Origin of the sequence: Hoeflea sp. AS60, assembly GCF_038900115.1 — a bacterium.
Lineage (GTDB): Bacteria > Pseudomonadota > Alphaproteobacteria > Rhizobiales > Rhizobiaceae > Hoeflea.
In genome coordinates this window covers 54,426-73,754 of the sequence record NZ_JBBMQP010000003.1, presented here as the reverse complement: position 1 = coordinate 73,754, position 19,329 = coordinate 54,426, and the positions used below count along the sequence as shown (strand labels likewise).

Below are 19,329 nucleotides of genomic sequence, written 5' to 3'. Positions count from 1 at the left end.
CCGGGAGGATGGTACGCGAAGGTGGACGATGGTGCAATCGGAGGGGGAGGGCGACCTTCGTCCAAGGCAGGGCTCGGGCTAGCGCGGGGAGATGTCAGCGGTCGTCTTGACTCTCTTCAAGAAGCCGCCCAAGCCGGTCAAAATTCTGCTCATTGGCGGCGTGCAGGAACTTCTGCATGGCCTCGTTCTCGTCCGTGCGGTCGAACTGCATGCGCCATGACATGCGCGCGCCGCCATCGTCATCGGCAAAGCGCATCTCGAGCGTGAAGACATGAACCGGTTCGTGGTGCGTCATCCGCACCATCTGGCTCGGGACAACCTCCTCGAAGCTCCAGCGATTGTGGAAGTTGGTACCGTTGTCGGCGGTCATTGTGATCAGCCAGCTTCCGCCGGGTTTCAGATCGAAGGTTGAGATGTGGTTGGTGAACCCTTCCGGTCCCCACCATAGGGCCAGCTTCTGCGGATCGGCGAAGGCATCGAACAGCGTTGCCCGGTCAACCAGGAACAAGCGGCTGTTGAGGATCTCGATCGTGTCGCTCATGCTCCGCTCCTGCCCGATGTCTATCTTAACAGTGCTTCACCGCAAAGCCGCGCGGTTGCTTATCCCGGCTCAAGTCGGGGAGGCGGAAGGTGAGGGCACTAAGCCCCCAACTCACCCCTCAAGCCGCCGGGAAATAGCTCTGCAGCGGATGTACTTCCAGATTTCCGGCCCTCAGTGCGGCGATGGCCTGGGCGGTCGACAGGCTGCCGGCCATGGTGGTGAAGTAGGGCACCTTCTGCATCAGCGCCGCGCGGCGGAGCGATTTCGAATCCGAGATCGTCTTGGCGCCTTCGGTGGTGTTGATCACCAGCTGCACCTGACGGTTCCGGATTGCATCCTCGATGTGCGGGCGGCCTTCGAGCACCTTGTTGACGTGCTCGACCTCAAAACCCTCAGCGCGCAGATAATCGGCTGTGCCTGATGTCGCCATCACCTTGAAGCCGTTGTCGACCAGAATGCGGATCGCTTCGATGACGCGCGGCTTGTCCTCGTCACGCACCGAGACAAACACCCGGCCGGAGCGCGGCAGGTCGACGCCGGCGCCGAGCTGCGCCTTGGCAAAGGCCAGCGCATAGTCGCGGTCGAGGCCCATGACTTCGCCGGTCGAGCGCATTTCCGGTCCAAGCAGCGTGTCGACACCGGGGAACTTGGCGAACGGGAACACGGCTTCCTTGACCGCAATGTGGGTCAGGGTACGATGATTGGGCACAGCGCCGTAAGCCGCAAACGCGTCTGCCAGGCTCTCGCCGGTCATCACCCGTGTGGCCACCTTGGCGATCGGCGAGCCGACGGTCTTGGCCACGAATGGCACGGTTCGCGAAGCGCGCGGGTTGACCTCGAGCACGTAGATCACATCGTCCTTGATGGCGTACTGCACGTTCATCAGCCCGCCGACATTGAGTGCCTTGGCGAGCGCGATGGTCTGCACTTCGAGCCTGTCGACCATCTCGGACGACAAGGTGTGAACCGGCAGCGAGCAGGCGGAATCGCCCGAGTGAATGCCCGCTTCCTCGATGTGCTCCATGATGCCGGTAACATTGACGTCGGTGCCGTCGCAGATGCAATCGACATCCACTTCGATGGCGTTGGTCAGGTAGGTGTCAAACAGCAGCGGGTTGGTGCCGAGCAGGGTGTTGATCTGGCCGGTCTTGTCGTTGGGATAGCGCGCCTTTATGTCCTCGGGCACGAGCTCCGGCACGGTGCCGAGCAGGTAGTTGGACAGATTGGACTCGTCGCGAATGATCTGCATGGCTCGGCCGCCAAGCACGTAGGACGGGCGGACAACAAGCGGGAAGCCGATGTCTGTGGCCACAAGCCGCGCCTGTTCGACCGAATAGGCGATGCCGTTGTTGGGCTGGATCAGGTCGAGCTTGTGCAGGAGCTTCTGGAAACGGTCGCGGTCCTCAGCCAGATCGATCATGTCGGGCGCGGTCCCGAGAATCGGGATGCCGGCCTTTTCCAGGGCTTCCGCGAGCTTCAGCGGTGTCTGGCCGCCAAGCTGGACGATGACGCCCAGAAGCTTGCCCGCTTCCTGTTCCTTGGTCAGGATCTCGAGCACGTCCTCATCGGTCAGCGGATCGAAATAGAGCCGGTCGGAGGTGTCGTAGTCGGTCGACACGGTTTCCGGGTTGCAGTTGATCATGATCGCTTCATAGCCGGCATCCTTCAGCGCGAAGGCGGCGTGGCAGCAGCAATAGTCGAACTCGATGCCCTGGCCGATGCGGTTGGGACCGCCGCCGAGGATCACCACCTTGGTACGGTCTGAAACGCGGGCCTCGCAGGCAAGGCTGCCGGCAAACGGAAGCTCGTAGGTTGAGTACATGTAGGCCGTGGGCGAGGCGAACTCGGCAGCACAGGTGTCGATCCGCTTGTAGACAGGGCGGACGCCCAACGCCCGGCGCTGCTTGGCCACTTCATGGCCGCGCTTGCCGGTGAGCGAGCCCAGCCGCGCATCGGAAAAGCCCATGGATTTCACCAGCCGCAGGTTCTCCGCATCGGTCGGAATGCCATGCTCGCGGATGCGGGCTTCCATGGCCAGAATGTCCTCGATCTGGGCCAGGAACCACGGGTCGATCTTGCAGATCGAATGCACCTCTTCTGCGCTCATGCCAAGACGCAAGGCTTGGGCCACCATGCGCAACCGGTCCGGCGTCGGCGTGCCGATGGCTGACTTTATGGCGTTGTCATCGTCGCCTTCGCCAAGGCCGGGGATCTCGATCTCGTCGAGCCCGGTCAGGCCGGTTTCAAGCCCGCGCAAAGCCTTCTGCAGGCTTTCGGCGAATGTCCGGCCAATCGCCATGACTTCGCCGACGGATTTCATCGCGGTGGTCAGCGTCGGTTCGGCGCCGGGGAATTTCTCGAATGCAAAGCGCGGGATCTTGGTGACGACATAGTCGATCGACGGCTCGAACGAGGCCGGCGTCGCGCCCTGGGTGATGTCATTGTCGAGTTCATCGAGCGTGTAGCCAACCGCGAGCTTGGCCGCGACCTTGGCGATGGGGAAGCCGGTGGCTTTCGAGGCCAGCGCCGACGAGCGCGAGACGCGCGGGTTCATCTCGATCACCACCAGGCGGCCGTCAGCCGGGTTGACGGCGAACTGCACGTTCGATCCGCCGGTCTCGACGCCGATCTCGCGCAGCACCGCGATCGAGGCGTTGCGCATGATCTGGTATTCCTTGTCGGTCAAGGTCAGCGCCGGGGCCACGGTGATACTGTCACCCGTGTGCACGCCCATCGGGTCGATGTTCTCGATCGAGCAGATGATGATGCAGTTGTCGGCGGTGTCGCGCACCACCTCCATCTCGTATTCCTTCCAGCCCAGCACCGATTCCTCGATCAGCACTTCGGTGGTCGGCGAGGCATCGAGCCCGCTCTCGATGATGTCGAAGAATTCGGACCTGTTGTAGGCGATGCCGCCGCCGGTGCCGCCCATGGTGAAGGACGGGCGGATGATGGCGGGCAGGCCGATGAGATCCAGCGCCTGCACGGCCTGGGCCATGGCATGGCTCATGTAGCGCTGCTTGCGATCGGATTCGCCGAGGTTCCAGGTGTTCTCCAGCGCGTCGAGCGCGGTGTCCAGTTCGTCGCCCGAGAGCTTGTCGCGCAGCACCTTTCGCTCGGCCTCATGCAGCTTGCGGTCGGTGTCCTTGATGTCTGTGGCATTGGCCAGGAACGAACGTGGTGTCTCAAGCCCAATGCGGGCCATCGCCTCACGGAACAGCGCCCGGTCCTCGGCCATGTCGATGGCAGCCGGCTTGGCGCCGATCATTTCGACATTGTAGCGCTCGAGCACGCCCATGCGCTTGAGTGACAGCGCGGTGTTGAGCGCGGTCTGGCCGCCCATGGTCGGCAGCAGCGCGTCAGGCCGTTCGCGGGCGATGATCTTGGCCACCACTTCCGGCGTGATCGGCTCGATATAGGTGGCGTCGGCCAGCCCCGGATCGGTCATGATGGTGGCAGGGTTGGAGTTGACCAGGATGACCCGGTAGCCCTCTTCCTTCAGCGCCTTGACGGCTTGCGTGCCGGAGTAATCGAACTCGCAGGCCTGACCGATAACAATCGGCCCTGCACCGATGATGAGGATCGACTTGATATCGGTACGTTTTGGCATGGTCCGGGTCCCTGTTGAGCAGGCTTCGCGCAAAAATCCCCCGTCGGATATCAACCCTTCGGGAGACGCCATGCGCAATATGTGAGGCTAGACGCGGCTTATAGGGAAATGCATGCGTTGAGGGAACCCCCAATGCGGGTTTGTTCAGGGGAAAGTGGGGGACTAGCAGGGGGATGGCGGGATGGGGGAGATTATATGTCTTTGCGAATACGCTCACTTCTCCCGCTTCTGCAAATCCAGCAGCCACTCCACCACATCTGCTTTCTCGTGATCAAACAGGCGGAACGTCGTCATCGGGAAATGGTCGGCTTGAAGAAACGCCTCGAACCAGGCGCGGTCGCGGCCGGGGATCGAGACCAGGTCTGAGTAGGGCGGGGCCATTTCGGGGGTCAGTTTTTCGCCCTCGCGGACATGGCAGTCGCGGCACCATTCGTCGACCACGGCCTGGCCGCGTTCCACTGCGGCGGTATCTGCCCGGACCGACGATGCCGTTGCCGCGAGGAACAATGCGTTCAGCGCGAGCAGGGCAAGGGCCGTTGCACAGGAAGCGGTCTTGTTCTGTCGAATTTCCATGGGTTTCCTGTTCATTTGGGACGGATGCCGATATCCTGTCAGGAGCATGCGCCAGCGGCGCGCGGCGCGCCTTGATCCCGGTCAATTTGCGTGACGGAAGCCGCAAAGGCGCAGGGCGGAAGGCGTATGGGTAACTGCATTTTAAGCAAATGCCAGCAGTCTCGCTGCATGATTGCTCTGCACCGGCTTAAGTATGTTATCGCGACCGTCATCACACCAGCACGTTGACCGTGCCCTCTTGTCGGATGTTATGGCGCGTGTCTGGCGGGACGCGTGGTTTTATTGTGCGGTGCTTGTCTACACAGTTGCCGGCCTGATGTTTCTCGCCGCCGCGGGCAATATCGGCGGTACATCCTATTCAAATTACATCATGCCGGGGATCAAGTGGTTGCTGATCTTCGCGCCTGCGGTGGCGCTGAGCTATGATGGGATTGCCGTCATTGTCCGGTTTGATCAGCGCCGATCGCTAGCCTTCAGGCGGGTGTTTTCGCGCAAGCGGTTGGCCAGCCTGCTGGCCGGGCTGCTGATGATGGCCGGTATCATTGTTTTCTACGGGACCTTCACATCGGTCAAGACAACGCTCCCGATCATGTTTGACGGGTTTCTCTATGACCGGTTCCAGGCTGATCTCGACGCTATGCTGCATTTTGGCATAGATCCCTGGCGTTTTCTGCATGTGATGGAGGGCCAGGAAACCATCACGGCCATCATCAATTTCAATTATGGCCCGATCTGGTTTTCACTGTGTTTCGGTGTTTTGTTTTTTGTGGCCACATCCCCCCGGGCTGATGGTTACCGGATGCGCTATCTGATGATGTTCATGTTTGTCTGGGTCGTGATCGGCAATCTGCTGGCAGGCGCTTTCCTGTCCGCGGGGCCAGTTTATTACGGTCAGGTTACCGGTGATACGGATCGGTTCGCCGGATTGCTGGCTTTCCTGGCGCTGGATCAGAGCACCCGTTCGGTCCAGGAGTATCAGCAGTATCTCTGGATGCTTTATGAGGCGCGCATGCCGGGCATTGCCAGCGGCATCTCGGCCTTCCCCAGCGTGCATGTGGCGCTCGCTACCATGAACGCGATGTTTGTGTTCGAGCGCTCCCGGTCATGGGGTATTCTGGCAACAGTCTATGTCGGCGTCGTGCAGGCCAGTTCGGTCTTTCTAGGCTGGCATTATGCGATTGACGGATATGCGTCGATTGTACTGGTTGTCTCGGCCCATTTCGTCTTGCGCCGATTGATGCCGAAATCCAGCGGCTCCGTGCCTGTGCGCTCTGCTAACCGCCGCGGATCAATCGGGACATCCGCAGACGTGGCAGCGCCAATCTCACCCTAGCCGCTGATCCGGTCGCTCCAGCGGGTGCGGACCTCGGCCAGCTGGCTGCGGCTGACGGGCAGTGACTGGCCGTCGGTGGTTTCCACAGTGAGCCGCGGGTTCTTGCCGCCGTGTCGGGTGACGGATTTGAGGCCCGCATCGGCGACCCAGTGCGACCGGTGGATCTGCTGGCCCGCGCCGGCCTCGGCCATCGCGTCGGCCAGCCGCATCAGCAGAAGTTCCGAGCCTCTGGTGGTGACCGCCAGCACATAATGATCCTGCACCTCGAGCCGGATCAGGGGGCCGCGCTTGTCCAAAGACATTCGGTCGAGAAGGGCAGGGCGGTCCGGCAAGTCGCCAGTGGCGACGTCGGCAGCAGATCGGTTTGCGGTGGGCGCTGATGCCGGTGCAGAAACGTGCTCTGTGTTCAGCGGGTAGGCCTCAAGCGTTTCCGGGGCCTGCTCGCCGCTGCTGAGGCTGAGCCAGGATAGCAGGCAGAATCCGATGGCAATCGGCAGGGCGATGAGCACGTTGCCGGCAAGCTGATCGAGGTTTAGCGGCGACTTGATCACTGCGGTGTTGATCACCGTGATCACCAGTCCCACCGGTAGGGCCGATATACATCCACCAATCATCAAGCGGGTGATCTGGTTCGGTATACGGCTGATGAGGGCTGCTTTCACAAAGGAAATGCAGATCAGCGCCGTCGCCCAGGTTGCGGTGTTTACGGTTAGCCAGTAGCCGAGCCGCGAAACGAATGGCAGCCGTTCATAGCTGCCGAAGGGTCCGGTCACGGCAAACAGTCCGCTCACCAGTGCAAACACCAGCCAAAGCCTCGGCCTTGCCAGGAGTGTGTGCAGTTCACGAAGCGTGGATTGCAGCAACGTGTCGCTCACGAAGTTCTCCGGGTCACAGGCGCATGAGGCGTTGAGGATTTGCGGCGACCATGGCCGATGGGGGCAGATTTGGCAATCGGATCACGGGCTTTTCAGGTTTCTGCCAGCCGCGATCCACAACAACGGACCTTCTACCATGACTCTCGAACCTTTGCTCAATGCCACCCCGGCCGTCCAGTTCCATGTTCTCACCGTGGTGCCCGCGGCGCTGATTGGCGGCGCCATGCTGCTTGCGAATAAAGGAACCTATATCCACCGGATGGGAGGCCGGGTGTGGATTGCACTGATGATGCTCACCGCGCTGTCGACTTTCTTCATTCACGAGATCAACATGTTTCACGGCTTCTCGCCGATCCACCTTTTGTCGCTGGTGGTGCTGGTGGCCTCGGTCGGGGTGATCCGCTCGGCGCGGCAGCGCAATTTTGCCAAGCACAAGCGGATTGTGAAGATGCTCTATTTCGGCGGCATCGGCATTGCCGGACTGTTCACACTGCTGCCGGGCCGGATCATGCATGATGTTGTGTTCTCCAGCGCAACTGCCCAACCGGCTCAAACTGCCGTTCCGCTGAGTGTACAGGTGGCGGCTGGCGCGCCGGTCTGGGTGTGGCCGCTGCTGCTGGCGCTCGTTGCGCTTGGTGTCAGCCGCATGCGTGACCGCGACATGCCGTTGTGGCGGTTGCTATTGCTGCCTGTGATCCTGACCGGGGTCTCGCTAACGACAACCATGAGCGCGCAGATGACGGGTTCGACCCTTGCCGCTGCAATCGCCGGGGCCTCGGCTGGCCTCTTTGCCGGATTGTGGTCCATGCGCGCGGTGCCGGTTGTGATGCTTCCGGGAAACCGGGTGCGGGTGAAGGGCGAATTCATCTCGCTGTTTGCCATCCTCGGCATCTTCGCCAGCCGCTTTGCCGCAGGCACGCTTGCTGCCATCGCGCCGGAAATTATCAGAATGCAGGGTGTGACGGAACTTTTTGCGCTGCTGCCGGTTTTCTGTGCGGCGCTGATGGCGGCTCGCGCCCTGGCCCAGGCGGGGTACAACCCGCTCGGCGCCGCTGATGAGCGGTTGACGGCGGAAGCATAGTATTGAAACTGGTTCCGGCGCCACGTACAAGCTCAGTCAAGCAGTGTCTAATGCCGGCAGGAGAGCTGAGACCATGGACTGGAAAGGCCGTCGCCAGAGCGACAATATCGAAGATCGGCGGGGACGTTCCTCGCGTGGCGGCAATCCGTTCGGACGAGGCGGCATCAGGCTGCCCTCGGGCGGCATGCGCGGCTCAGGCGGCTTCAGCTTCAAGACAATTATCGTGTTGGGTATACTGTTCGTGGTGCTCAAGGCCTGCGGCATTGATCCGCTTCAGATCCTGGCCGGCGGAGACCCCGGTGGGCTCGCTGGCGGACAGAGCCAGACCGAACGTCAGGTGTCGCCGGCGCGGCAGGACGAGATGACCCAGTTCGTCGCCACCGTTCTGGCTGAGACCGAAGACGTCTGGAATGGCATCATGAAATCGCAAGTGATGGATTACCCGGAGCCGACTCTGGTGCTGTTTTCAGGCGCGGTCAGTTCCGCCTGCGGCAATGCCAGTTCCGCGTCGGGGCCGTTCTACTGCCCAGGCGATCAGAAGCTCTATATCGACCTTTCCTTCTATGACGAGCTGGCGCAGCGCTTCAAGGCATCGGGCGATTTTGCCCAGGCCTATGTGCTTGCTCACGAAGTCGGCCACCATGTGCAAAACCTGATCGGCGTGCTGCCCGAGTTCAACCGGATGCGCCAGTCGATGAGCCAGACCGAGCAGAACCAGATGTCTATCCGGGTCGAGCTGCAGGCCGATTGCTTCGCCGGCATCTGGGGGCATTTCACCGAGCAGAAGGGATTGCTTGAACGTGGCGATCTGGAAGAAGCGCTCAATGCCGCCCAGCAGATAGGTGACGACACGCTGCAGCGCCGGACGCAAGGCTATGTCGTGCCCGAAAGCTTCAATCACGGCACCTCGGCGCAGCGCAAGACATGGTTCGCCCGCGGCTTCGAGAGTGGCCGGCTGGACGCCTGCGACACGTTCAACAACCCGGTGTGAACGGCTTTGACCTGACTGATGATGGCTTCCCGGGCGAGAGCGCGCTCCGCGACCACAGACTCCAAGATTGCTTATTTCGGCTACATTGCCTTCATCTTGGATATAGTTGGTCGGGATTTTATCCTGAGAGCAATGCTTCCTAGAAGCTTTTAGAAAAATTTTGCAGTTTCTTATATACTTAACTTAGCAATTCAGAAACCATGCAATTTTAAAGATAGGCAAAGGACCGGGATGATCCAATGGTCTGTTGCTTTCAACACTGTGCTTTTTGCTGGATTGAAGTCCAGACGTCACGGGTTTCAATATCAGGCATGAGGCCGGCATTGGAAATAACGCTGGGATCAAACAGCAATGCAATTGACGAGATTCAAAGTTGGAGCCAAATTTGCGGCCACCTTCGCGGTACTGATCGCACTGTTCCTGGCTGTCGCCGGAACGACCTATTTCAGCCTGCGCACAGTCAAGACCGCCAGTGACTGGAACAATCACACCTATGAAGTACTCGGGAATGGTGATGCACTGATTGCCGCTGTCGTCAATCAGGAAACCGGGGTGAGGGGATATCTCGTCTCGGCTAACGAGAACTTTCTCGAGCCCTTCATTGCCGGGAAGGCCACATTCGCCGACAAGATGAAGACGCTGCTCGATCTGACATCGGACAATGACGCGCAGCAGGCACGGTTGAAGAGGGTTCAGCAGCTCGAAAACGAGTGGCGGACGACGATTGCCGAACGCGAGATCGCTCTGATGAAGGATCCCGCCACCATTGAGCAGGCGCGCGCCATCGAGACATCGGGCGCGGGTAAGGGCCTGATGGATGCGCTGCGGGGTGCCTATGACGAGTTCCGAACGGCCGAAAGCGGGCTGCTCGGCACACGCGGCGCCATGCGTGCCAATGCGATCAATTTCGGCCAGATGGCCATCCTCGCCGGCATTGCCGCCGTCCTCGTGATCGGTCCGCTTCTCGCGTATATGCTCACCCGCCATATCGGCGGCGCGGTGTCCTCGCTTACGAAGACCATGGCGACACTCGCCTCCGGCAAGAACGATGTAGAGGTCCCCTATCAAGACCGTGGCGACGAAATCGGAGAAATGGCCAAATCCATCCTCGTATTCCGTGATGCGGCCATCGACAAGGAGCGCATGGAGCGCGAAAGCAATGAGAACCGCAGCCTGAGCGAAAAGGAACGGGCGGAACGCGAAGCCACCAAGGCCGCGGAAGCCCAAAGCCTTAACGTCGCAATCGAAGCGCTCGCCAAGGGCCTGCAGGGCCTTTCCGACGGCAACCTGACGGTCCGTCTGCAAACCCCGTTTGCCGGCGATCTGGATCGTCTGCGGACCGACTTCAATACATCGGTCGAGAAACTCGCAGAGACGTTGTCGGACGTGAAGGTAAACATCAGCTCCATCCATGGCAATGCCGGCGAAATGCGCTCGGCAGTGGAAGACCTGTCGCGTCGTACTGAACAGCAGGCAGCCGCGCTCGAGGAAACCTCGGCGTCGCTTGAGGAAATCACTGCTACGGTGAAGAGTTCCGCCGAGCGGGCACAGGAAGCCAGCCAGAAAGCCTCGGAGGCAAACAAAGCCGGCGAAGCTTCTGCCCTGGTCGTCGCGGATGCCGTCGGCGCCATGAGCCGCATCGAAAACGCCTCCGGTGAGATCGCCAAGATCATCGGGGTGATTGACGAAATCGCCTTCCAGACCAACCTGCTCGCGCTCAATGCAGGTGTAGAGGCCGCCCGGGCGGGTGAAGCTGGCAAGGGGTTTGCCGTTGTTGCGCAGGAAGTGCGGGAACTTGCTCAACGCTCAGCCACCGCCGCCAAGGAGATCAAGGACCTGATCAGCAAGTCGAGTTCGGAAGTCGAGAATGGCGTCGACCTGGTGAAAGCCACCGGCGAGTCGCTGAGCAAGATCGCCGCTCATGTGGTCGCCATCAATGCGGACATTGAATCCATCGCCACGGCAGCCCGGGAACAGTCAACCGGACTGCAGGAGGTCAACTCCGCGGTCAGCCAGATGGACCAGGTGACCCAGCAGAACGCGGCCATGGTTGAAGAAACCACCGCTGTCACGCACCGCCTGGCGAGCGAGGCTGACGGACTTAGCACTCTGGTGTCGCGCTTCACCACCGATGCATCGTCCGCTTCGGCGCGCAGGAGCGCGCCTGTGGCTGCGGGATCGGGCGCTGCCGCCCGTCCGTCGCCGGCAAAGGCCATGGTCAACAAGGTGCGGCAGGCTTTTTCAAGCAACGGATCTGCCGCTGTCGAACAGGAATGGGCGGAATTCTGATCGCTTCGAAACGGAATGGTTTCAGCACTATCTACCGGGGGCCTTTGGGCCCCCGTTTTTTTGATCTAACGGGCAGTGCGATCGGGGCGCAAAGATATGCCTGCTGCTTTGCGTGCCTTTGTCAATTTCGTGCGCGTGGCTTCGGACTGATAGCGACGAACCGCGGCCGGAACCCCATAAAATTCACTTAAATACGCTTGTTCTAATATTTTGGGGGACGTGCTTAACCCTTTGTGAGTGAGCCGCATGAGAAATAACTAAAACAACGGGCCTGATTGGCTCGGCAAAGATCAGTGGCATGACGCTGCACTTCGGACCGATGAACGGTTCCTCCCCCTGAATTTCGAAGCAGGCAGACGATATGACACTCAAGGCACGAATCTTTCTTCTCGCACCGCTCGCGATCCTCGGCATGTTGATGGTGGGTGGGATCTTCTATTACGGGGATTTGGTTGAGCAGGAGCATCGCACCAACCTCGACAATATCCAGGAACTCTACACGCTGGATCAGGACATCGAGATGTCGCTGCTTCAGGCAAGACGGTCAGAAAAAGACTTCCTGCTGCGCAAGCGGGAAAGCGATGTGACCCGTCATGCCGAGGTGGCCGCGAAAGCCGCCGAACAGATCGAGCGGCTGCAAACACTCGCCAAGCAGGATTTCCCATCCGCACTTGATAGCCAGATCGAAGCGTTGAATGCCGGTTTCAGCCGGTATGTCGTGCAGTTCGACAAGCTGGTCGAGAAGGTCAAGCTGCTGGGCCTTGATGAAAAGACAGGACTGCAGGGTTCGTTGCGGGACGCGGTGAAGGAAGCGGAGGGCGAGCTGGGGACCCTCGAGCAGCCTGAACTGACCGTAAAGATGCTGATGATGCGACGCCACGAGAAAGATTTCATCATGCGCGTCGACGAGAAATACGTGAACAGCCTGGATGAGCGTATTGCCGAATTCAAGCAGTTTCCGGTTGCCGCATTCGGTTCCATCAGCAAACGCGATGAGATCTTCCAGCTGATTGACAAGTACCAGGCTGACTTCCATTCATTCGCAGCGGCCACTTTGGAAGAACAGGCTCTTCGGACCGAACTGTCTGCGATTTACACTGAAATCGAGCCGCCATTGGCTGAAATCCAGGCCTTTGTGTTCGAAAATCGGGACGCAACCGCGCAGAATCTCGAAGCTGCAAAGGCCAGTATTGCGAAGATCGTCGTTCTGGTGACAGGACTTGCCATCCTCGTCATCGGTGTTGTCGCTGTCATGGTCGCCCGGTCTGTCGGAAAGCCGTTGGCTGCGACCGTGTCAGCGCTGCAGGCACTGGCACGTGGGGAAAACGGCGTTGTCATCGAAGGCCGGGATCGCAAGGATGAAATCGGCGAGATTGCCGTTGCTTTCGATGCCTGTCAGGCGCTCGCGATTGAGAAAGCCCATCAGGAGCAGCAGGCGGCCAGCGCGCGCGATGCAGAAGATCGGGAGCGCCGCGAAGCGGCAGCCCGCGTGGATGCAGAGCGCAAACGGGATCTGGAAACGGCGATCACGGCGCTGGCCAACGGGCTTGGCAAACTGGCCGATGGCGATCTGACCGCCCATATCTCGCAGCCCTTCGTCGGTGAACTCGATAACCTGCGCATGTCATTTAATGGTTCTGTCGCCAAGCTCAGCGAAACGATGATCGAGGTGAAGAACAACACCGACAACATCTCCGCAAATGCGCAGGAAATGCGCAGCGCGGTCGACGAGTTGTCGCAACGCACCGAACGGCAGGCCGCAGCGCTTGAGGAAAGCTCCGCAGCACTCGAGGAGATCAACTCCACGGTCGCCAGTTCGTCCAACCGCGCGCAGGATGCCAACGCGAAGGTCTCCGAAGCCAAGACTGCCAGCGAGGCTTCGACCCGTGTCGTTGCCGATGCCGTCGCGGCAATGGGCAACATCAAGGGCGCATCCGAGGAAATCTCCAAGATCATCGGTGTGATCGACGAGATTGCTTTCCAGACCAACCTGCTGGCGCTCAATGCCGGTGTGGAGGCAGCGCGCGCCGGTGAGGCGGGCAAGGGCTTTGCGGTTGTGGCCCAGGAAGTGCGCGAGTTGGCGCAACGCTCGGCAACGGCGGCCAAGGAAATCAAGACCCTGATCGGCAAGTCCTCGGAGGCGGTGGACAGCGGTGTAGACCTGGTCAAGGCTACCGGCACCGCCCTTGCGACCATCGCCGGGTACGTCGTCGATATCAATGACCACATCCATTCAATCGCGACGGCTGCGAGGGAGCAGTCTACCGGCTTGCAGGAAGTCAGTTCCGCTGTCAGTCAGATGGATCAGGTCACGCAGCAGAACGCAGCCATGGTTGAAGAAACCACCGCGGTCACGCATCGCCTTTCCGATGAATCGACCCGGCTTGCTTCCCTGGTTCAGCGGTTCCGTCTTGACGGAACTGTCCGGGAGCCCTCCAGGCCGGTTGTTGCTGCGCAGGCCTCTGCGGCCCGGCCATCACCGGCCCGCTCCATGGTCAACAAGGTCAGACAGGCTTTTGCATCCAACGGCTCTGCTGCCGTCGAGCAGGAGTGGTCCGAGTTCTGACCGGATCCATATCAGGGTGTTTTCATCAGCTTGCCGGGAGCCCAAAAGGCTCCCGGCTTCTTTGTGCGAAGGCGCTTGTTGCACTCCATGATCGTCTGGTGCCGGTCAGTCCAGGCAGACGAACCTCAGCCGCTTCAGTCTATTCGGCTTCAGGCGCATCGCGGCGCACCACCTCGACCGGGCTGCGCATGATGATCTCGCGGTGTGGGAACGGAATGTTGACGCCGTTCTCCTTGAATATGTCCCACAGCGCGATCAGCACCTTGCCGCGCACATTGGTGAGGCCGGCCTGCGGATCGGAAATCCAGAACCGCAGTTTGAAATCCAGCGACGAGGCGCCAAACTCCGTCATCCAGCAGACTGGCGGACGTAACGTCAGCACCCGGTCAACCGACCCTGCGGCGCTGATTGCAAGCTTTGTCACCTCATGCGGGTCACTGTCATAGGAGACGCCGAAATCCACATCGAGGCGGACCAGCTTGTCGGAGAATGACCAGTTGACCACCTGCTGGGTGATGAAGTCCTCGTTCGGAATTAGATACTCGCGGCCGTCACGGGTGATGACCGAAACGAACCGCGCGCGCAGTTCCCTGATCCAGCCGAAGGTATCGCCGAGCGCAATCGTGTCTCCGGGCTTGATCGATCTGTCCATCAGAATGATGACGCCGGAGATGAAGTTGGACACCACCTTCTGCAGACCGAAGCCGAGGCCAACGCCGACAGCGCCGGAAAATACGGTGAGCGCGGTCAGGTCGATACCTGTCGAGGACAGGGCCATCATGCCAGCAAAGATGATGAAGGCGATCTTGACCACCTTGCCGGCCAGAACCTTGAACGATGGAGAGAGGTCTTCAATCGTATTGATGCGGCTTTCGAAGAAATTGCCGACAATGTTTGCGATCCAGAGAAAGCCTGCGGTGACAATCACCGTGCGCAAAACGAAAAGCGCCGAGATCCGCAGATCGCCAATCTGAAGTGCCAACTGATCGAGAAAGGCCGCTGCCTCGACGCGAAGATCGAGGATGCCCAGCGCGACATAGACAAAGATGCCGAGTGCCACGAGGCGGGCGATGGTCCTGTTCTGGATGATCCGGCTCGAGACCGAAATCGCCAGCCAGGCGGAGCCCAGTGCCAGGGCAAGCGCCATCAGATAGGTACGTGATGGCCAGGTGAGCTCCAGCGTGATCAGCCGGGCAATGGCCAGGAAAAGCAGAAAGAATATCCAGTTGGTCCTGCGCATCACCGCAATGAGCAGACGCAGCAGGCTGGGTTTGCCCTTGATGGTGCGGGCCCAGCTTTCGACACGCGGTTCGACCTTGCGCGAGACGAGCCAGCCAGCCAGGTAGCAGGCTGCCACGATAAAAATCTGGTAGTAGGTCCAGGGCAGGCCGAAATAGGCTTTCGCGGTCTCGGCAAAGGTCCTGACGGCTTGCAGGTAGGCGGGGAGGTCAATGCTATCCATGAAATCATTATGGAAGCGAATGGCTTGCTTGAGAAGCGCTGAGTTCGGCTGACCTTGATTTGTCCGCATCGCAATGTGACTGACCGAGGATCCTTGCCTGTTGCGCCCGGCAAACGCGGGATGCCGACCCCACACTGTTTCGGCCCGGTCATGCCTTGCCAATACCGAGGCTTCCGACCATAAGCGGGTCACTGATTTTTGGAGTTTTTCATGACTGGTTCATCCGTGGATAAACGGAAAGAGCAACGCTGGGGTGCTCATATCTGGGCGACGCTGGCGCTTGGCCTGCCACTTGTCGGCACCCAGATTGCGCAAATCGCGATTGCCACCACAGATGTGGTCATGCTCGGCTGGTACGGCACGGAAGAGCTGGCTTCCACCGTGCTGGGCTCGCAGGCTTTCTTTGTGGTCTATATTTTTGGTGCCGGCTTTGCCAACGCGATCCTGCCTCTGGCAGCGCAGGCAGAGGGCCGCAACGATCCCACCCACGTGCGCCGCTCGGTGCGCATGGGGATGTGGATCCTGCTGATCTATGCCGTCGTGGTGATGCCGTTGCTGTGGTTTCTGGAGCCGATGCTGCTTGCGCTTGGGCAGAAGCCTGAGCTTGCCGCACTTGCCAGTGACTACATCCGGATCGCGCAGTGGGGCATGTTCCCGGCGCTGATGATGATGGCGCTGCGGACCTTCTTTGCCGCGCGCTCGCGCGCCAGCATCGTGCTCTGGTCGGCGCTGATCGGGACAGTGGTGAACGGTATCCTCAATTACGTGCTGATCTTCGGCCATTTCGGCGCGCCTGAAATGGGCGTTCGCGGCGCGGCGATGGCTTCCGTGTTCAGTTCCACCGTGATCTTCCTGATCATGGCGGGCTGGGCGGTGTTGCATCCGGGGCACAAGGAATACCGGCTGTTCCAGCGGTTCTGGCGGCCTGAGTGGCCGGCCTTTTTCGAGGTTTTCCGGTTGGGCTTGCCTATCGGCTTCACCATTCTTGCAGAGGTCGGCCTGTTCATGGCGGCTTCGGTGATGATGGGGTGGCTCGGCACGGTTTCGCTTGCCGCCCACGGCATTGCGCTGCAGCTGGCCTCGATCAGCTTCATGGTGCCGCTGGGTCTGTCCAATGCCGCCACCGTGCGCGTCGGTCAGGCCTATGGCCGCGGCGACAAGGCTGGACTGGCACGTGCGGGGCATACGGTGATGGGGCTTGCGGTGGTGATCGCGCTGGCCTCCGGCGCTCTGTTCTGGGCGTTCCCGGAGGCGCTTGTCAGCCTGTTTCTTGACGAGACCAATGCCGACGCAGCCGAACTCCTGGGGGTTGCGGTGCCGCTCTTGCTGGTAGCGGCTGCGTTTCAGCTGGTCGACGCCATCCAGGCCATCGCCGCAGGGCTTCTGCGCGGCATCAAGGACACCCGCATTCCGATGGTGATGGCGGTGATCAGCTACTGGCCGATCGGGCTGTCGGCAGCCTACGGGCTTGGCTTCGGTCTTGGCTATGGCGGTCCGGGCATCTGGGCGGGCCTCGCCATCGGCCTCGGCGTTGCGTCGGTCCTGCTCAACCTGCGCTTTGCCAACCGGCACCTGTTTCTGGACGTCGCCAAGACCTGAGGCGCCCCGCGACCGGGCTGGTCAGGCACCAACAGGCTGGCAGACATCAAAGCCCATCGGACCAGAGAGCCGCCCCGGCCCTGCATGAAGCGAGGCCTGAACGGCGCCATAAGGGATCAGGCCACCGGATCCGGCAATGTGCAAGAATGGCACTTTCGGCCCTTTGCGGACCTTGACGAAGAATGCAACGAACGGCAGCTACATCTCCAAACAGATATGATGCAGACATTCATGAATGGCTCGACATGGGCATCGGCGGAGCCACACCTGCACACACTGAAAATGACTGCATGAAATCCAGCGTAACCTTATGTTAAAACGCGCTAATATATAAAGCTACTGATGACTGACCAGAAATTAGGCTGGGCCGCTGCCGCACGCAATCCTCGTAGATAAAGAAATCTTTCCATGAGACTCGCCACCCTGGTCAACTATCTCAGAAAATCGGACGATCCGGCACGACAGCAGGCAATGGCGGATGCATATGCACCTATTCTGCGGCCTATCCTAATACCCGCCTGCGCCTATTACTTATTCGTTACATGGGAGCATTGGCAGACGCAGACCGGTCTTATGCTGGTCATGTTCTCCCTGATCAGCACAACGACGGCTCTCAGCTTCTATCTGTTTCACAGGTATCTGACGAGCAATCGGAAAATGTCTCTGGCCAGGCTCGAAATGCATGGTCTGGCAATGCATCTTTTCATGTATCTCAACCTTCTAAGCTATCTTCTCGTCTACAATGTACAAACGCGTTATATATATTTCGTGGTGCTAGCATTCATTTTCGCCATAACTGGCGCAACAACACGCACGGTAATGATCAGCGTTCCACTGACGCTGGCGACGCTTTACTGGTTCTCCACTTCGCTTCCCAGCGACCTCTACGCAGAATATGTCTCCATTACCGTTGCGACCGCCTTCGCTTCGATCAGTATGACGGGACTTCTCAGGCATGCGATCATTCGTCAGATCGATGCACGATTACTTGCCGATGAAATGACAGTGAAGGCGCAGACCCTTGCCGACTCCGACATGCTAACCGGGATTCCCAACAGGCGTGCGATCTTCGAGAGGATCGACAATCTGGTCGAACGAGGTACGCCATTCTGGCTGGGAATATTTGACCTCGATGGGTTCAAGGGTATCAATGATGTGTATGGTCATTCGATGGGTGACCGCCTATTGCGCGCAGCAGTCGAGCGGGCCATGGAAATGGCTTCCGAGGGGGTTATGATCGGCCGGATCGGTGGTGATGAATTTGCCGCCATTATTCCCGGTGACCTTACCGAACTGCAGGTCAAGAAGCTGGTCGGCAGTCGGATATTAGCTATCACTGCTCCGTACATAATTGAAAACCAGGAACTCTCAGTGGGGGCTTCGGCGGGTTTCTCGCATTTTCCGAATATGGGAACCTACAGCGCCCAGCTTTATGAGCAGGCTGACTTCGCTCTCTACAAGGCCAAAACCCATTTCCGTGGTCAATGCATCCTTTTCGACACCACCGACAACAAGGAAATGGAACACGCAATCGCCATCGAGCGGGAATTGCGTGAAGGCAACCTCGAAGAGGAACTCTTCATTCTGTTCCAACCGCAATACTCACCGAGCAAGCAGCGTGTCGTGAGCTTCGAAGCGCTGGCCCGCTGGCGAAATCCAAGACTTGGACTTGTCGGCCCTGACCATTTCATTCGTGTGGCCGAACGCTCCGGCTTCATCCAGAAGGTCACCGACATTCTGTTCCGTAAGGGGTTGGCGGAACTCAAGAGATGGCCTGACGACATCAGCCTGTCCTTCAACCTTTCAGCACGGGACATTTCAGACCAGACCTTCGTCCTCTCTCTTCTCGGTAAGATCATGAAGGCGGAAATCTCGCCAAGCCGTTTGGAATTCGAGATAACCGAAACCGCGGTCATGTCTGATCTGGCAACATCCAGCGCAGTTCTCGACAGTTTGAGAAGCAGCGGTTGCAAAATCGCGCTCGATGATTTTGGTTCTGGCTATTCCAGTTTCGAGTATCTCGATCAACTGCCGCTCGACAAGGTCAAGATCGATAGGAATTTCATTCGCAAGGTTCCCCACAGCATCACTTCGCGTGAAATTGTGGCAGCCATCATTGGGTTGTGCTCCAAGCTTAACTTGAGGTGTGTGCTTGAAGGCGTCGAGACCGAAGACGAGATGACCCTTCTGGCGGCCCTTCAGCCCGATCTGATCCAGGGATACCTGTTTGGCCGGCCGATGAGCGGGGAGGACGCAAGACAGTTAATAGCAGAACAGCAGCAGTCAAATGCAGAGCAAACCAGACTGCAGGCGCAACCGGCTTAAAGCATCGCGTTGGAAATCATCACTGGATTTGGCTGTGCTTGTGGTGGTCTCCTTGTCTCAAAATTTGGTTAGAAGGCGTCTACA

11 protein-coding genes and 1 pseudogene are annotated in these 19,329 nt (G+C 59.4%); 7 read left to right on the top strand and 5 right to left on the bottom strand.

Annotation, left to right across the window (positions count from 1 at the left end; translation table 11 throughout):
• Positions 1 to 94: 94 nt before the first annotated feature.
• The 3 genes from WNZ14_RS19435 to WNZ14_RS19425 form a co-directional block, all read right to left on the bottom strand.
• Entirely contained in the window at positions 95 to 541 is a 447-nt protein-coding gene (locus tag WNZ14_RS19435) for an SRPBCC domain-containing protein (RefSeq protein WP_342870334.1), read from the bottom strand.
• Between the two features lie 118 nt (positions 542 to 659).
• Positions 660 to 4,151 (bottom strand): carbamoyl-phosphate synthase large subunit, encoded by a 3,492-nt coding sequence (gene carB / locus WNZ14_RS19430; protein WP_342870333.1) that lies wholly within the window; start codon positions 4,149 to 4,151, stop codon positions 660 to 662.
• Between the two features lie 213 nt (positions 4,152 to 4,364).
• Positions 4,365 to 4,724, bottom strand: a complete 360-nt coding sequence (locus tag WNZ14_RS19425) for a hypothetical protein (protein WP_342870332.1) — start codon at positions 4,722 to 4,724, stop codon at positions 4,365 to 4,367.
• A 250-nt stretch (positions 4,725 to 4,974) separates the two neighbouring features.
• On the opposite strand from WNZ14_RS19425, the gene WNZ14_RS19420 reads away from it, so the two are divergent.
• A complete protein-coding gene (locus WNZ14_RS19420) occupies positions 4,975 to 6,057 on the top strand; it encodes a phosphatase PAP2 family protein (RefSeq protein ID WP_342870331.1) in 1,083 nt (360 codons plus the stop codon).
• Here the strand turns inward: WNZ14_RS19420 and WNZ14_RS19415 are convergent.
• Positions 6,054 to 6,932, bottom strand: a complete 879-nt coding sequence (locus WNZ14_RS19415; RefSeq protein ID WP_342870330.1) for a LytTR family DNA-binding domain-containing protein — start codon at positions 6,930 to 6,932, stop codon at positions 6,054 to 6,056. The two genes, WNZ14_RS19420 and WNZ14_RS19415, sit on opposite strands and share 4 nt — an antisense overlap.
• Positions 6,933 to 7,068: 136 nt before the next feature.
• Between WNZ14_RS19415 and WNZ14_RS19410 the strand changes: the two are divergent.
• The 4 genes and pseudogenes from WNZ14_RS19410 to WNZ14_RS19395 form a co-directional block, all read left to right on the top strand.
• A pseudogene (locus tag WNZ14_RS19410) lies at positions 7,069 to 7,467 on the top strand (DUF2306 domain-containing protein); the annotation flags it as partial.
• Between the two features lie 619 nt (positions 7,468 to 8,086).
• Complete coding sequence (locus WNZ14_RS19405; protein WP_342870329.1) at positions 8,087 to 9,004, top strand: neutral zinc metallopeptidase; 918 nt, start codon at positions 8,087 to 8,089, stop codon at positions 9,002 to 9,004.
• A 351-nt stretch (positions 9,005 to 9,355) separates the two neighbouring features.
• A complete protein-coding gene (locus WNZ14_RS19400) occupies positions 9,356 to 11,293 on the top strand; it encodes a methyl-accepting chemotaxis protein (protein ID WP_342870328.1) in 1,938 nt (645 codons plus the stop codon).
• A 361-nt stretch (positions 11,294 to 11,654) separates the two neighbouring features.
• Positions 11,655 to 13,859, top strand: coding sequence for a methyl-accepting chemotaxis protein (locus tag WNZ14_RS19395; protein ID WP_342870327.1), 2,205 nt, complete (start codon positions 11,655 to 11,657; stop codon positions 13,857 to 13,859).
• A gap of 139 nt (positions 13,860 to 13,998) precedes the next feature.
• Here WNZ14_RS19395 and WNZ14_RS19390 read toward each other — a convergent pair whose 3' ends face one another.
• A complete protein-coding gene (locus WNZ14_RS19390) occupies positions 13,999 to 15,321 on the bottom strand; it encodes a mechanosensitive ion channel domain-containing protein (protein ID WP_342870326.1) in 1,323 nt (440 codons plus the stop codon).
• A gap of 210 nt (positions 15,322 to 15,531) precedes the next feature.
• Here WNZ14_RS19390 and WNZ14_RS19385 point away from each other — a divergent pair, with 210 nt between their 5' ends.
• A complete protein-coding gene (locus WNZ14_RS19385) occupies positions 15,532 to 16,920 on the top strand; it encodes an MATE family efflux transporter (protein WP_342870325.1) in 1,389 nt (462 codons plus the stop codon).
• Positions 16,921 to 17,328: 408 nt separating this feature from the next.
• Positions 17,329 to 19,245 (top strand): EAL domain-containing protein, encoded by a 1,917-nt coding sequence (locus WNZ14_RS19380; protein ID WP_342870324.1) that lies wholly within the window; start codon positions 17,329 to 17,331, stop codon positions 19,243 to 19,245.
• Positions 19,246 to 19,329: the final 84 nt, after the last annotated feature.